The following is a 15,636-nucleotide window of genomic DNA, read 5'->3' on the forward strand; positions in this document are numbered from 1 at the left end:
CCAGTAGGCGGCTTATTTAGTTGGCGCTTGCCTACGTTGCCTATTACATCAACAGCTGTTCGGGCAGATGCAGCAAATAGTCGCCGTAGCCACTCTTCCGCAGCGGCTCAGCAATCTTCCGCAACTGGTCAGCGTCAATGAAACCTTGACGGTAGGCCACTTCCTCGATGGAACCTACCTTCAGACCCTGACGCTGCTCTAGCACGCGCACAAACTCGCCTGCCTGCATTAGGCTTTCGAATGTGCCCGTATCGAGCCAGGCCGTGCCCCGACCTAGAATACCCACCTTCAGCTTGCCCCGACGCAAATACTCTTGGTTTACGTCCGTAATCTCGTACTCACCGCGGGGGCTGGGCTTAAGGTTGCGGGCTATTTCGATTACCTCGTTGTCGTAGAAATATAAACCGGGGACGGCGTAATTGCTCTTGGGCTGCTTGGGCTTCTCTTCAATGCTCAGGGCTTTGTGATTTTCGTTGAACTCCACTACGCCATAACGCTCCGGGTCGTGCACGTGATAGGCATACACCACACCACCGTCAGGGTCGTTGTTAGACTTGAGCAATTCCTCCATACCCTCGCCGTGGAAGATGTTGTCGCCAAGCACTAGCGCCACCTTATCGTCGCCAATAAAGTCAGCCCCTAGCACGAAAGCCTGAGCTAGGCCATTAGGCACTTCCTGGATAGTGTACTGGAAGTTACAGCCCAAGTTTTTGCCGTCTCCCAGCAGTTTCTTGAATTGCTCTTGATCGTGGGGCGTCGTGATGATCAGGATATCCTTAATACCAGCCATCATCAGAATCGATAGCGGATAGTAAATCATCGGCTTGTCGTAGACGGGCATCAGCTGCTTAGAGACAGCTAAAGTAAGCGGGTGCAAACGGGTGCCAGAGCCACCGGCGAGGATAATACCTTTCATGTTGAGTTCTTGCTATCGTATGGTCTTGGATGCTGACTCTGCTGAAGCCAGAAAGAAGCAGTGCAATGGGGTTAGTTAATTCCGCTCCGCAATAAACTCTTGGTTTGCCTTAAACCAAGCGAGAGTTTTCTGCAGACCTTCCCGGATGCGAATCTGGGGGTTGTATCCGAGTAGATTCTGCGCTTTGCTGATATCAGCAAGCGAGTCCCGGATGTCGCCCGGACGGTCAGGGCCATACTCGGGGGTAATGTCTGAGCCAGCTTCTTCTTTCAGAATATTGAACAGGTCATTGAGAGAGGTCCGGTCAGCTACTGCAATGTTATACACTTGGTTAACTGCCTCTGGGTTCTGCACTAACGCTGCCTTAATATTAGCCTGCACGCAATTTTCCACGAAAGTAAAGTCGCGCGTCTGACCACCATCACCGTTCATACGGGGGCTCTTTCCTTCCAACACAGCATCAATGAAGAGCGGAATAACGGCCGCATAAGCGCCATTAGGGTCCTGGCGAGGGCCGAAAATATTGAAGTAGCGCAGCCCAATAATTTCCATGCCGTAAGTTTTACCAAACACATCGGCATAAAGCTCATTAGCATATTTGGTGACGGCATACGGCGACAGTGGCTTGCCAATGCGGTCTTCTACTTTCGGCAGGGCCTTATGGTCGCCGTAGGTGGAGGAAGAGGCGGCGTATACAAAGCGCTTCACGCCGGCTTCCTTGGCTCCCACCAGCATATTCACAAAACCACCCACATTCACATCGTTACTCGTGATGGGGTCGTTGATAGAACGGGGTACGGAGCCCAACGCGGCCTGATGCAGTACTACATCAATCCCTTGGCAGGCATCAATGCAGGTTTGCCGGTCACGGATGTCACCTTCAATTACTCGTAATGCTGGGTTACCCTCGAACAGCGCCACATTTTTGCGGAAGCCGTTGGAGTAGTTGTCTAGCACGCGCACCTCTTTGGCTCCGTACTTCAGCAGGTACTCAACCAAATTAGAGCCAATAAAACCAGCTCCACCTGTCACTAGGAAGGCAAGGTTATCAATAGGCTGGTCGTGAAAGGGAGTGTTATACACGCTGTGTTAATTAACAGTGATACAAGAACAATGAGCAGGAACAACTGAGCAGTGTGCGTAGGCCACTACTCAGTTGTTCCTGCTCATTTAAGCGCTTTAGCGCGCAGCATATTGCTGCTGGTAATACTGCTGGTAGGCACCGCTAGTCACGTGCTCAAGCCACTCAGTATTCTCCAGGTACCAATCTACCGTCTGCGACAACCCTTGCTCGAAGGTCACAGATGGCTTCCAGCCGAGCTCGTTCATGATCTTGCTGCTGTCAATAGCGTAGCGCAGATCATGCCCGGCGCGGTCGGTTACAAAGGTGATGAGCTTGCGAGAAGTACCTTTTTCTTTGCCAGTTTTCTCATCTAGTGTATCGCAGAGCAGGTGAATCAACTCCAGGTTGGCCCATTCGTTCACCCCACCGATGTTGTACGTATCGCCCAGTTTGCCCTTATGGAACACAGCGTCGATGGCGGTGGCATGGTCCTTCACGAAGAGCCAATCGCGCACGTTTTCGCCTTTGCCATATACCGGCACCGGCTGGCCGTGCTGAATGCGGTGAATAGCCAGCGGAATAAGCTTCTCGGGGAAATGGTTAGGACCGTAGTTGTTTGAGCAGTTGCTAAGCTTCACGGGCAGACCGTAGGTGTGGTGCCAAGCTCGCACGAAATGGTCAGATGAGGCCTTGGAAGCCGAGTAAGGCGAACGGGGGTCGTAGCTGGTTTCTTCAGTGAACATTTCAGGACCAAAATCCAGAGAGCCGTACACTTCGTCGGTGCTTACATGGTAGAAGGTTTTGCCTTCATAGCCCAGCGGCTTCCATAGATTTTTGGCTGCGTTCAGCAGGTGTACCGTACCCAGCACGTTAGTCTTCACAAACGCCAGCGGATCGGTGATGCTACGATCAACATGCGACTCGGCTGCGAGGTGAATTACTGCGTCTGGTTCTTCCGTAGCAAACAGCTGATCAACAAAGGCTTGATCCGTAATATCGCCTTTCACCAAACGGTAGTTAGGTGCCGATTCAATATCGCGCAGGTTTTCAAGGTTGCCGGCGTAAGTAAGGGCATCCAGATTCAAGATCTGATACTCCGGATACTTCGTCACGAACAAGCGCACCACGTGCGATCCAATGAAGCCGGCACCGCCGGTGATGATGATTTTCATAGGTGTAGAGAATGCATAAACCCGCTCTGTGCTAAGCTTGCCGAAGTAAACTTACCAGTAGCTGACAATATGAGATGTCTTTTTTGCCAACAGGCCTAGGCCTATTGGTAGACTACTTGAGTTACTTTTTCTGATCTAGGGCTTGCTGCCAACGCCATGCACTAGCCAAGGTCTCCTCTAGAGTGGAGGTAGTTGTAAAACCAAGCTCTGAAGTAGCCTTGGTAACATCGGCATAAATAGCCGGAACATCACCGGGGCGAGGAGGACCAATTTTGTAATTCAGCTTCTGACCTGTAGCTCGCTCAAACGCATGCACTACTTCCAGTACTGAGTTACCTTGGCCGGTGCCTACATTAAAGGTCTCTACTGCTTCACCCTGTCCTTCTAACAGGCGCTGTACCGCTACAATGTGCGCCTTTGCCAAGTCTACCACGTGCACGTAGTCGCGAATGTTGGTACCATCTGGCGTATCATACGTATCACCGTAGATGGTGAGCTGTTCGCGGATACCGGCAGCTGTTTGCGTTACAAAAGGCACCAAGTTTTGCGGTACTCCTAAAGGCAATTCGCCTATTTCGGCCGAAGGATGCGCACCAATGGGGTTGAAGTAGCGAAGCAAGATTGTTCGCAGAGACTGTCCAGGCACGGCAGCAAGGTCACGCAGAATGTCTTCGCACATCTGCTTGGTTGCGCCGTAAGGAGAATTGGCTTTCTTAGTGGGCGTCTGTTCCGTTACAGGCAACTGATCTGGGATGCCATACACCGTGCAAGAAGAGGAGAATACAAGTGCATTCACGCCAAATTCCCGCATCACTGAAAGTAGTGCCAGTAGTGAGCCCACGTTGTTACGATAGTACTCTAGTGGTTTCGCTACTGACTCACCTACTGCCTTAAATGCAGCAAAGTGAATTACCCCCCGCAGGTTACCCTCTTGGGCAAATACTGCGCGTAGAGCTTCTTCATCATTGCAATCAACGTTATGTACTGGTACGCGCACACCTAAGATGTGCTCTAGACCATTAAGTACCTGCTCCCGCGAGTTGCTGAAATTATCCACAATTACTGGCAGAAAGCCAGCATTGTATAGCTCTACTACTGCGTGCGAGCCAATATAGCCCGCGCCGCCTGTTACTAGTATTTTGGTGCGCTCCATTTTAAGTCAGTAATACAGCCAGTGATAAAACTAATGAGTTGATGAAGAATAGGCTAACTACCTTATTTCATCAACTCATTAACTATTGGTTAGAGGCTCCAGTAGGCCAGTTCTTCAATCTTATTACGGAACAGGCCCTTAATGTCTACTACCACAGCGGGCTGGTTGGTAATAGACTTGAAATAGGCCTCATCCAATTCTAGGTAGGGCTGGTGGCTAACGGCTACAATAACCGCATCATAATCGTTGCGGATTTGGTCTTGTGGGGTCAGACGGAAGCCGTACTCGTGGTTCAGCTCATCAGAATCGGCGTGGGGGTCGATGATGTCGACGTTCACGGAGAAATTCTTCAGCTCCTGAATAACATCAGCCACTTTCGAGTTACGGATGTCCTCCACATTCTCCTTGAACGTAGCGCCCATTACCAGCACACGGCCTTTAGCCACGTCTTTGCCTTGCTTGATCATGGTTTGCACCGTCTTGCGGGCAATATAGGCTCCCATGTTATCATTAGTGGTCCGGCCCGAAAGAATGACCTTAGCATCGTAGCCTAGTTCCTTAGCCTTGTAAGTGAGGTAGTAGGGGTCAACGCCAATACAGTGGCCACCCACCAGACCGGGCGAGAACTTAAGGAAGTTCCACTTGGTGCCAGCGGCTTCCAGCACTTCATAGGTGTTGATGCTCATGCGGTCGAAGATCATCGACAGCTCGTTCATCAGGGCAATGTTAACGTCGCGCTGCGTGTTCTCAATAATTTTAGCAGCTTCGGCTACTTTGATGCTGCTGGCGCGGTGTACCCCAGCCTTTACTACTAGCTCGTAGGTCTTGGCAATTTCTTCCAACGACTCCGCATCGCAACCAGCTACCACTTTCACAATGCTCGATAGGGTGTGCTCTTTGTCGCCGGGGTTGATGCGCTCAGGAGAATAACCCACTTTAAAGTCGCCGTTGGCAAAGCTTAGACCTGAGTGCTTTTCCATTACTGGAATACAATCTTCTTCCGTGCAGCCAGGGTACACAGTGCTTTCGAACACCACGTAATCACCTTTCTTTAAGACCTTGCCCACGGAAGACGAAGCGCCCAGCAGGGGCTTCAGATCGGGCATAGCATGCTCATCAATAGGAGTTGGCACGGCAACCACGTAGAAGGTTGCTTCGCGCAATACATCAAGTGAGTCGGTAAACTCAATGTCGCAGCCTTCAAAAGCCTGTGATTCCAGTTCGCCGCTCGGATCAATGTTATTGCGCATCATCTCCACCCGCTTAGCATTTATATCAAAGCCGATTACTTTGACTTTACGGGCAAATTCTAGGGCAATAGGCAAGCCTACATAGCCGAGGCCAATAACGGCCAGCTTGGTTTGTTTCTGAAGGAGTTGCTCGTACACGGGTCGGGACTTAGAAACTTGGATTAGGTAAGATGGTATAAGCGGGCAGCTTATAATTCAGGGGAAACAGGAAAGACCTGGTTGTTAGTTAGGCGATAGTGCTGACCACTTTCGGGACAAGTGGCTAGGCCAGTAGCAGTGAAGTGCAGGCGGTGCCCGTGCGTGCTCATCCAACCACGGGGGCGTGCAGGATTACCCACTACTAGGCAGTATGGAGCTACATCTTTGGTTACCACAGAGCCGGCACCCACAAAGGAGTACTCTCCCAGGTGGACGCCGCACACGATGGTACTATTTGCCCCAATACTTGTGCCACGTTCTACCATAGTAGAGCGGTACTCGTGGCGACGGGGTACGGCCGAGCGCGGATTTAGCACATTTGTAAAGACCACAGAAGGACCAATGAAGACATCATCGGCGCACTCTACGCCAGTGTAGAGACTAACGTTGTTCTGCACCTTCACATTTCTGCCTAATCGTACGCCATCAGCCACAAATACATTCTGACCTAGGGAACAATTGGGGCCCAGTTCGGCTCCAGCACTTACGTGCGAAAAATGCCAAATTCGACAACCATCACCAATGCGGCACCCTTCATCCAGGATGGCAGTAGAGTGCGCATAGTAAGCCAGAGGCTCAGGCATACCGAGGTGATTGGAGAGAAGAATTCAGCCGGCAAAGGTAGGAGTTTTGCCAGTTCGGAAAGATAGAAGTTTGAACGGATGCGAGTTAAGGTTCTGCTATCATTCTACCTATGTGCTTTCTTGGCTAAATAAGCCCAATTCTAGGTAGTATCAATACTTCTAACTTACGCTAGCAGGCCCAGCCCAACTTCTTTTTCCTCAAGCTCCTAGCCAAGTAGCACGTGTCATCCGGTCCTTGCCAAACAGATCAGCCATTAGGGCGCAGTGCTGATAATTTAGCTCTTGCAGCATTGCAATGGTGGCGTGCGCATACTGCTCATTTATTTCAAAATACAGACTACCGCCCGGGCGCAGCAGGCGCTGGCCTAGCGTGGCAATGCGGCGATAAAAGAGCAGCGGATCGTGGTTGGGCACAAATAGCGCCGTGGCGGGTTCGTAGGCCAGTACATTGGGCCGCATATGAGCACGCTCTTCTTCCAGCACATAAGGCGGATTACTCACTAGCACATCAAGTGCCGTACTTATTTGAGGCTCAGCTGTCAGAATATCTACTTCCTGAAAATTGATAGGGACTGCGTAACGAACGGCGTTGCGATGCGCCACTGCCAACGCTTCAGAAGACACGTCTACGGCCGTGAGGGTGCTGCCGGGCAACGCTACGCCTAGTGCCACCGGAATGCAACCCGAGCCAGTACCTACATCCAAGATATGTAGGCCACCACGGTTTTGCTGCTCCCGGATGATTAAAGCCACCAGCTCTTCTGTTTCAGGGCGCGGAATGAGTGTGGCCGGAGATACCGCTAGCTCTAAGCCCGCAAAGTGTGCCGTACCCAACACGTATTGCAGGGGCTCGTGCGTCAGAAGCCTCTCCTGGATGGCGGCCAATTGTTGCGCTACCGTCTCCACAACCGGCTCATTGGCTTGCATACGGCGCTGCAGGGGGGATAGGCATAGCACGTGCTCTAACACCAGCCCGGCTATAGCGTCGGCTTCGGGGGCGGGATAAATAGCCTGTATGGCCTCTGAGAGAGAAGTGGTGAGCTGACGAACCGTTGGCATGCCGCAAAGGTAGTTGCTAGGGGCTGCCGCTGTTCGTAGCAGGGAGAGGCTCTCTGGCACGCCTACTTTTGTACCTTCACCCTCCCACCAATTCCGCTTCTATGTCTGCCACCGACTTCGACCACCTCATGATGCGCCGGGCCCTCGACTTGGCTCGTTTGGGCATGGGCTATGCCCGTCCTAACCCGATAGTAGGCTGCGTCATCACTCACGAAGGACAAATAATTGGCGAGGGCTGGCACCGGCAATATGGCGGACCTCATGCAGAGGTAAATGCTATAGCTGCCGTTACCGATTCTGCTTTGCTGCCTAAAAGCAGGGTGTATGTCACCTTGGAACCCTGCTCTCACCATGGGAAAACTCCGCCTTGTGCCGATTTGCTCATTGAGAAAGGGGTAGCAGAGGTGGTGGTATGTAATCTTGACCCGAACCCGCTGGTCGCTGGCCGCGGTATTGCGAAGCTGCAGGCCGCAGGCATCAAGGTAGAAACTGGATTACTAGAGCAGGAAGGGCGCTGGCTCAACCGGCGGTTCTTTACTTTTCAGGAAAAGCAACGGCCTTATGTGGTGCTGAAGTGGGCTGAAACGGCCGACGGGTATTTGGCTGGTCCTTATTTCCAGCCCGTGGCTATTAGCGGCAAGCTGGCCAATATAGTGGTACACCAGTGGCGAACCGAAGAACAGGCAATTCTGGTGGGTACCCGCACCGCCCTGCACGATAACCCCCGCCTAAATGTGCGAGAATGGCCCGGCCCAGATCCTACCCGCCTCGTCATCGACAAAAACCTGTGCCTGCCTCCTACCCATAACTTGCTCGACGGTAGCCAACCCACCATTGTTTTCACCTACCGAGAGCGGGACTCAACCAACAACCTAGCCTACGAGCCATTGTCGGAAGCCAACGACTTATTCCCGCAAATTCTGCACAAGCTGTATGAACGCAATGTGCAGTCGGTACTGGTGGAAGGTGGCCCTACAGTGCTAAATTCCTTACTCAAAGATGGCCTCTGGGACGAAGCCCGGATTATCCGTAGCCATAAACTACTGGGCGGTGGCGTAGCCGCCCCTCACCTGGGCCTCACTGGCCTACGGGAGCATTTTACCTTAGGCGAGGACGAGGTGTTTGTGTATCAGCGGCAGGCGCAAGGCCAGGTAGTACCAGCGCGGTAATAACTTTGCGGGGCTGGCCTGGTTAGCTAGCACTTTCATTCTGTATTACTGCTTACCCATGGCCGAAGAACTGCACCTCGATACCACGCTCACTAAAGCTGAGCAATACCGCCAACTCTTTCCCCAAATTGAAGCCCTCACCACGGGCGAGCCTGATTTGGTAGCTAACCTAGCCAACACAGCGGCGGCGCTACGCCAAGCTTTCGGCTTCTTCTGGGTAGGGTTTTATTTGGTCAAAGACGAGGAGCTGGTGCTTGGTCCCTTCCAGGGCCCCATTGCCTGCACTCGTATCCGGCGCGGGAAAGGGGTGTGCGGCACCAGCTGGAGCCGTGCCGAAACGGTGCTCGTACCCGACGTAGAACAGTTCCCCGGCCACATTGCCTGCAGCTCCGACTCGAAGTCGGAAATAGTAGTTCCGGTGCTGAAAAACGGGCAAGTAGTGGCCGTGCTAGATGTGGACAGCGACCAGCTTAATGACTTTGACCAAGCCGACCAAGTGGCGCTGGAGGAACTGATGGCGCTGGCAGCGCGGTGGTTCTAGGGCGCGGTAGGCGCTGGCAGTAGAAAGGCGTTTTGTGGAGGTGGTTCTCAACTGCCAACCGCGTAACTTACTCCGGATAAGTCCTACCCACACCCTACCCCACCCATGCGTAAAGTTGTTTTGTACATAGCCACCAGTCTGGATGGCTATATTGCCTCCCCGGATGGCTCCGTGGAATGGCTGCCCACCCCACCCCCGAATGAGGACTACGGCTACGGAAACTTCCTAGCCACCGCCGACGCCACCTTGCAAGGCCGCGCTACTTACGAGCAGGTCCTTACTCTCGGCGACTGGCCATACCCCACGCTAACTAACTACGTCTTTACCCGGCGCCCACCCAGCGAGCCTGCGCATCCCTCGGTTCATTTCGTGACCGAAGACCCGGTGAGCTTTGTCAACCAGCTTAAGCAGCAGCAAGGCAACACCATCTGGCTAATTGGCGGCAGCATGCTGGCGGCCCCATTGCTAGCGGCCGGCGTGGTAGATGAACTCATGCTGTTTATTGTGCCACAGCTGTTGGGCGCAGGCATTCCGTTGTGGCGGGCGCAGCCCCAGCCACGCCCCTTGGTGCTCCTCAACCAGCAAGCCTGGGCCGATGGCATGACGCTACTTCATTACCAGCTACCCACCTAGGAGAGGCCGCTTTTGACCGTAGAACAGGCTTAGTCCGGTATCGCTCATGCAAAAAAGCCGCGGCCTCCTTACTCGGAGGCCGCGGCTTTTTCAATGCCTTTGTAGTCTAACTAACTTAGAACAGGCTGGGGGCGTCGGTTTTCAGTTGGGCAATAATGGTCTGCCCGCCTTTTACTTTCTCGCCAATCTGCACTTTCACTTCTGTATCGACTGGCACGAAAATGTCTACGCGGGAGCCAAACTTGATAAAGCCAAACTCTTCGCCTTGACTTACTTCGTCGCCTTCGTTTACATACCACACAATGCGGCGGGCCATGGCACCGGCAATCTGCCGGAATAGCACAAATGGACCAGCCTCCGACTCTACCACCACCGTAGTTCGCTCGTTTTTAGTGCTGCTCTTGGGGTGCCAGGCTACCAGGTAGTTGCCGGGGTGGTATTTGAAGTAGCGTACAATGCCCGAGATGGGGTTGCGGGTGATGTGCACGTTAATCGGCGACATGAAGATGCTGATCTGCTTGCGTACGTCATCGAAATATTCGGGCTCATGCACGTCCTCAATTACTACCACTTTGCCATCGGCGGGGGCAATAACCAAGTCTTCGTGAGTGAAGAGACGGCGGGCAGGGCTCCGAAAAAACTGGAGCAGCGCCAGAAAGACGATGACCGAAATACCCGCGAAAATCTTGTTAAAATCATCGTAGCGGGCATTATAGCGGAAGAGCAATAGGTTGGCAGCCACTAGGGCCAGCAACGTAAAGAAAAGAATACGTCGTCCTTCTTTGTGAATCTTCATAAATCACTGATTTGCGCTGATTACGTGAATTACGATGATTCAGACGCTTTTTCCAGAAACAGAGCTCAGCAGGCAGATGATTCCCCCGCGACGGGAAACCCTTGCCAACCTGCACAAAGATAGCCCGAGCCACCGGCCCGGGCTATCCGGAAACAAATATAGCTAGTTCGGGCTCACAGCCCAGTTGACAGCCAAAAACCTGCTTTGCGGCAGGCACTGGTGCCTAGTAGTGGCCTAGAAGCCGCCGCGGAACTTATACGTCTGGGCTACTTTATCGATGGCCACTACGTAAGCGGCAATACGCATCGGGATGTTATACTTCTGGCTGGTGGCGTACACTTTCTCGAAGGCGTCATTCATGATCCGGTCGGCGCGCTCAGTTACCATTTCCTCGGTCCACTTGAAGCCCTGACGGTTCTGCACCCACTCGAAATACGAAACCGTTACCCCACCCGAGTTGGCCAAGATATCGGGCACCACCATAATGCCTTTCTCATTGATGATGGGGTCAGCTGAAGCGGAAGTAGGGCCGTTGGCGCCTTCTACAATCAGCTTAGCTTTAATGTTATGGGCGTTGTGCTCCGTAATTACGTCTTCTACGGCGGCGGGCACCAGCACGTCTACGTCGGCAGTTAGCAGGTCATCGGCATCATCCATGAGCGTAGCACCGGTGAAACCGTCGAGGCGACCTTTGTGCACGTTCTTGTAGGCCACCGCCTCGTCGATGTTGATGCCGTTCTCGTTCCAGTAAGCGCCGCTTACGTCGGAAATGCACTTAATTTTCACACCCTGCTCGCTGAGCAGTTTGGCGGCCCAAGAGCCCACGTTGCCGAAACCTTGCACCGCTGCAGATGCCTGCATAGGGTCCATGCCCAGCTTCTTCATGGCAGCCAGCGCCGATACCATCACGCCGCGGCCAGTAGCCTCAGTGCGGCCCAGGGAGCCTCCCATTACCAGCGGCTTGCCGGTTACAACCGCCGGCGAGGTAGCGCCTACAGTCTTGGAGAACTCGTCCATCAGCCAGGCCATTTCGCGCGGGCCAGTGCCCATGTCGGGGGCCGGAATGTCGCGGTCGGGGCCGAACACATCCTTCATGGCCATAGTGTAGCCGCGGGTGAGCCGCTCAATTTCGCCGGCACTCATGGTGGTTGGGTCGCAGATGATGCCGCCTTTAGCCCCGCCATAAGGCAGGTCTACCACGGCGCACTTCCACGTCATCCAGGCAGCCAGGGCTTTCACCTCATCCAGGTGCACATTCTTATCGTAGCGGATACCGCCTTTCGAGGGGCCCAGAATGGTGTTGTGCACCACGCGGTAGCCTTCAAATACGCGCACCTTGCCATTGTCCATGGTCACGGGAATGTGCACGATAACCTGCTTATCAGGAGCCTTCAGTACGTCGTAAGTTTCGTCGTCAAGACCGAGAATTTCGGTGGCCACGTTGAAACGTGACATCATCGACTCGAGGGGGTTTTCGGCATCTACGCGAGGAGCCGGTTCTTTGTACACCGTGGTGGCAGCCATACGGGGTTGGGGGTTGGGGTGGGTGAGGAATGAAAAAAGGGCGACCAAGGGCGGTGGGAGCCACTAGTCGCGCGCAGAAATTTGGTGGTCAAAGGTAGTAGGAATATGCCATACGCAAGGCGTAGCGGGTGGGGTGCACTTTCCCATAACCTTCGTTCTAGGCTACTCTACGCACAAAAACAGCACCAAACACCTGTTAGTTTTCAACAAACTGACGTGCGGCTGGTAATAGCACAAAAAAAGCCCGTGAAAATATTTTCCACGGGCTATACCTCAGTAGCTACCTAAGCGGCAAGTGGCCTAACTGAGGACCAGTTGCAACAACGCCAGAACCGGCAGAATAAACAGAAACGCATCAAACCGATCTAGCAAGCCACCGTGACCAGGCATAATACGGCCAGAGTCCTTCACATCAACGCTGCGCTTGAGCATAGACTCGGCCAAGTCGCCAAGCGGACCGAACACGGCTACCACGCCCGCTACTACCAAGCGGTAGGTTAAAGAGAGTTCTGGCAGTAAGTAGCCCAAGGCCCAACCCATTGCCAGTGTTAGAAGGAAGCCTCCTACGGCTCCTTCCCAGGTTTTACCGGGTGATATTTTGGGGGCCAACTTGTGCTTGCCCAACGTTTTGCCCGCCGCGTAAGCCCCGATATCCGACGACCACACCAGCAGTAGAAGGGCGAAGATGCGGCGGTAATCATAACTTTCTCGACCACTGAATGCCACTACGCTCAACAGGCTCATTGGCAAGCTTACGTACAGGATGCCTAGTAACGCTACTCCTACATTTGCGAAAGGAGGTATGTCGTGATTTTCTCGAGGCCACGAATACATTTCCCTCAAGATTAGAATAGTAGGCAGCAAGAAAGCCACTATGTATAAACTGTTTTCAGCTGGCTCTATAGTGTTAAGCCAGGTAAGACTATCATTGGTCTCAAGCACGGCCGTACTTCCTGCTACCCCGGCATGATAACCCGCACTCTGCAGAAAATAGATAGCAGTGAATAACACCATACTCAATGCGCCCCCCAGCAACGCCGCCGGCTTGTACCCAGCGTGGCGCATCATACGGTAGAACTCCCAGAGCATCCGCATCTGCACCAGCCCAAAGAACAAGGCAAACGTCCAGGCGCTGTACCACACGCTGCCTAGCAGCAAGACGGCCCCAATGACCCCAAATAGTATCCGCTGGGCCAAGTTGGACATAGGTGGCTTGCTGGTAGCAGGTTCAGTGGCCGGCTGCGGGGTGGGAGCGGGAGAGGTGGGCAAGGACGAGGAGAGTTGGAGAGTGATACAGGCAAACAAGAACCTAAAGTGGCCTAGCGGCAAAATACAGGCCTCTTTCGAGGGTTTTCTATTTATTTTCCCGGGTGATATCGACGCCGTGGTGGCTGAGGGTGCGGGCCGGTACTGGGGCGTCAGCAGAAGCCACGGCCACGCCGCCACTGCTGAGCGTGTGCATTTCAGTGGGCAGTTCATCGGCGTGTGGAGCCTGCATGTGGCGGCGCAACAGCCAAAGTAAACCTGCACATACCACCAAGGAAAGCAGCATTAGCGGCCACGGCAGGGCTTCGGTAGAGTCGGGGTCGAAGGCGGTAGTTGACCACTCCCGCTGCTGAATGTAGAGCAGCAGCAATTGAAAGCCGTTTTGGGCAAAGTGTGCGGCAATGGGCACGAAAATATTACCGCTCCACTCGTATAAGTACCCTAGTACTAGGCCTAGCACAAAGCGCGGCACAAACCCTAGAAACTGAAAGTGAATAGCGCTGAAGATGGCCGCGGCCAACCAGATACCCACATGGCGCGAATTAAACCACTGCACCAGATTGCGCTGAATCACGCCCCTGAAAAACAGCTCTTCGCTTACAGCTGGCACCACGGCAATAACCAGCACGGCTACCAGAAAGCGGGTAAGGGAGGTAAACCGCGTGAGAAAACGCGTGATAATCTGCGCCTTATCCTCCATAGCCTTGGCCTTCACTTCCCAACTGTGCAGGAAATCGGGCAAGTGCGCGTGGGCGTTCCAATCAATCAGCCCGGACATAAAGGGCAGGCTAATGATAATCAGTGCCATGGCCACCAGCGCCCACCAGAGTGGCACTGGCCTACGAGGGGCAAAATAGTCGGCTAGCTTATGCCCGGTTAAGGCAGCCAATACTATGGCCGCCCCGCCCACTCCACCTAGCAGGAGCAGGCCTTGGCTGAGCATCATTACGCCCCAACCATTGGGGTAAGCCTGCGGTGCCTGCTGCACGTTGCCCATCTCCAGCAGGCCTACGTGAAAGAACAGATTGCTGCACACTGCAATCAACAAGCTCGACAGGCAAAACATCACAAATGCTACCACCAACAACAGAAGCAGGTTGGCGGCGGGGTGCAACCGACTGGAGACGAAACCTTTCATAGGTGGTTGGGGTCTTGAGGACTTAGATCTTGGGCTTGAATGCCGTGCAACGCTTGTGTAGATGAACGTTGGCCAAGAACTCAAGCTCTTAGGGTCCTAAGACCCTGAACTAATCGTAAATTTGCGCAAAATACTAGAATAGACTGCCGTGGTACACATCCGCAACATTGCCTTGCCCGATTTCCCTTTGCTGCTCGCGCCCATGGAGGACGTGTCGGACCCGCCGTTCCGGGCCGTGTGCAAGCAGGGTGGGGCTGATTTGATGTACACCGAGTTTATTTCCTCGGAAGGCCTAATCCGGGCCGCTGCCAAGAGCCGGCAGAAGCTCGACGTGTTCGACTACGAGCGGCCCATCGGCATTCAGCTGTTCGGTTCCGACGTGGAAACCATGGGCGAGTGCGCCCGCATCAGCACCGAAGCCGGCCCCGACCTCATCGACATCAACTACGGCTGCCCCGTGAAGCAGGTAGCCTGCCGGGGTGCTGGCGCCGCCCTGCTCCGCGACATTCCGAAGATGGTAGAAATGACGGCCGCCGTGGTCAAAAACACCCACCTGCCCGTAACGGTGAAAACCCGCCTGGGCTGGGACGACTCGACCAAGAACGTGGAGGACGTGGCCGAGCGCCTGCAAGACATTGGCATTGAGGCCCTGACCATACACGGCCGCACCCGCGTGCAGATGTACAAGGGCGAGGCCGACTGGGAGCTGATTGGCCGCATCAAGAACAACCCGCGCATCAAAATTCCCATCTTCGGCAACGGTGATATTGATTCGCCCCAGAAGGCCGTGGAGTACAAAAACCGCTACGGTGTGGACGGCGTGATGATTGGCCGCGCCGCTATTGGCTACCCCTGGATTTTCCGGGAAGTGAAGCACTACGCCGCTACTGGCCAACTGCTGGCCCCGCCCACCGTGGAAGAGCGGGTGCAAGCCTGCCGCATGCATTTTGAGAAAAGCTTGGAGTGGAAGGGCCCGCGGGCCGGCATCTTCGAGATGCGCCGCCATTACGCCCAGTATTTCCGTGGCCTAGAAGGTGCCCGCCAGTGGCGCACCCGCCTCGTGGAAAGCAACGACCCGGCGGAAATCCACGCCATCATGGACGAAATCATTGCCGCCGAGCCGGTTCTAGTGGCCTAGCCTGCCACCTGCTTTCAATAAACGTCATTCCGGGCG

At 54.0% G+C, this 15,636-nt stretch carries 15 protein-coding genes; 4 read left to right on the forward strand and 11 right to left on the reverse strand.

The window, feature by feature from the left end:
• Positions 1 to 43: 43 nt before the first annotated feature.
• The 7 genes from rfbA to prmC all read right to left on the reverse strand — a co-directional run bounded on the left by rfbA (position 44) and on the right by prmC (position 7,395).
• Complete coding sequence (gene rfbA / locus EU556_RS19575) at positions 44 to 916, reverse strand: glucose-1-phosphate thymidylyltransferase RfbA (protein WP_135435826.1); 873 nt, start codon at positions 914 to 916, stop codon at positions 44 to 46.
• 75 nt (positions 917 to 991) lie between these two features.
• Positions 992 to 1,999 (reverse strand): SDR family oxidoreductase, encoded by a 1,008-nt coding sequence (locus EU556_RS19580; protein ID WP_135435827.1) that lies wholly within the window; start codon positions 1,997 to 1,999, stop codon positions 992 to 994.
• Between the two features lie 96 nt (positions 2,000 to 2,095).
• On the reverse strand, positions 2,096 to 3,151 hold the full coding sequence (gene rfbB / locus EU556_RS19585; RefSeq protein ID WP_135435828.1) for a dTDP-glucose 4,6-dehydratase: 1,056 nt from the start codon (positions 3,149 to 3,151) through the stop codon (positions 2,096 to 2,098).
• 121 nt (positions 3,152 to 3,272) lie between these two features.
• Positions 3,273 to 4,304, reverse strand: coding sequence for a UDP-glucose 4-epimerase GalE (gene galE / locus EU556_RS19590; protein WP_135435829.1), 1,032 nt, complete (start codon positions 4,302 to 4,304; stop codon positions 3,273 to 3,275).
• Between the two features lie 89 nt (positions 4,305 to 4,393).
• Positions 4,394 to 5,692 (reverse strand): nucleotide sugar dehydrogenase, encoded by a 1,299-nt coding sequence (locus EU556_RS19595; protein ID WP_135435830.1) that lies wholly within the window; start codon positions 5,690 to 5,692, stop codon positions 4,394 to 4,396.
• Between the two features lie 50 nt (positions 5,693 to 5,742).
• Complete coding sequence (locus EU556_RS19600) at positions 5,743 to 6,336, reverse strand: acyltransferase (protein ID WP_210116330.1); 594 nt, start codon at positions 6,334 to 6,336, stop codon at positions 5,743 to 5,745.
• A 198-nt stretch (positions 6,337 to 6,534) separates the two neighbouring features.
• Positions 6,535 to 7,395: a peptide chain release factor N(5)-glutamine methyltransferase gene (prmC, locus tag EU556_RS19605; RefSeq protein ID WP_135435831.1), complete on the reverse strand. Its 861-nt coding sequence runs from the start codon at positions 7,393 to 7,395 to the stop codon at positions 6,535 to 6,537.
• Between the two features lie 101 nt (positions 7,396 to 7,496).
• Between prmC and ribD the strand changes: the two genes are divergently transcribed.
• The 3 genes from ribD (at position 7,497) to EU556_RS19620 (ending at position 9,738) form a co-directional block, all read left to right on the forward strand.
• A complete protein-coding gene (ribD, locus tag EU556_RS19610) occupies positions 7,497 to 8,564 on the forward strand; it encodes a bifunctional diaminohydroxyphosphoribosylaminopyrimidine deaminase/5-amino-6-(5-phosphoribosylamino)uracil reductase RibD (protein ID WP_135435832.1) in 1,068 nt (355 codons plus the stop codon).
• A gap of 58 nt (positions 8,565 to 8,622) precedes the next feature.
• Complete coding sequence (locus EU556_RS19615; protein ID WP_135435833.1) at positions 8,623 to 9,105, forward strand: GAF domain-containing protein; 483 nt, start codon at positions 8,623 to 8,625, stop codon at positions 9,103 to 9,105.
• A gap of 105 nt (positions 9,106 to 9,210) precedes the next feature.
• Entirely contained in the window at positions 9,211 to 9,738 is a 528-nt protein-coding gene (locus tag EU556_RS19620) for a dihydrofolate reductase family protein (RefSeq protein ID WP_135435834.1), read from the forward strand.
• A 115-nt stretch (positions 9,739 to 9,853) separates the two neighbouring features.
• Here EU556_RS19620 and EU556_RS19625 read toward each other — a convergent pair whose 3' ends face one another.
• The 4 genes from EU556_RS19625 to EU556_RS19640 form a co-directional block, all read right to left on the reverse strand.
• Positions 9,854 to 10,534 carry a phosphatidylserine decarboxylase family protein gene (locus EU556_RS19625; protein ID WP_135435835.1) on the reverse strand — a complete coding sequence of 227 codons (681 nt, stop codon included), beginning with the start codon at positions 10,532 to 10,534 and terminating at the stop codon, positions 9,854 to 9,856.
• Between the two features lie 234 nt (positions 10,535 to 10,768).
• Positions 10,769 to 12,058: a Glu/Leu/Phe/Val family dehydrogenase gene (locus EU556_RS19630; protein WP_135435836.1), complete on the reverse strand. Its 1,290-nt coding sequence runs from the start codon at positions 12,056 to 12,058 to the stop codon at positions 10,769 to 10,771.
• Positions 12,059 to 12,358: 300 nt separating this feature from the next.
• A complete protein-coding gene (locus tag EU556_RS19635; protein WP_167855646.1) occupies positions 12,359 to 13,327 on the reverse strand; it encodes a phosphatidate cytidylyltransferase in 969 nt (322 codons plus the stop codon).
• A gap of 85 nt (positions 13,328 to 13,412) precedes the next feature.
• Positions 13,413 to 14,462, reverse strand: coding sequence for a CPBP family intramembrane glutamic endopeptidase (locus EU556_RS19640; protein WP_135435838.1), 1,050 nt, complete (start codon positions 14,460 to 14,462; stop codon positions 13,413 to 13,415).
• 148 nt (positions 14,463 to 14,610) lie between these two features.
• On the opposite strand from EU556_RS19640, the gene dusB reads away from it, so the two are divergent.
• A complete protein-coding gene (gene dusB, locus EU556_RS19645) occupies positions 14,611 to 15,600 on the forward strand; it encodes a tRNA dihydrouridine synthase DusB (RefSeq protein ID WP_135435839.1) in 990 nt (329 codons plus the stop codon).
• Positions 15,601 to 15,636 lie beyond the last annotated feature (36 nt).

The organism is Hymenobacter fodinae (assembly GCF_004745825.1).
GTDB lineage: Bacteria > Bacteroidota > Bacteroidia > Cytophagales > Hymenobacteraceae > Hymenobacter > Hymenobacter fodinae.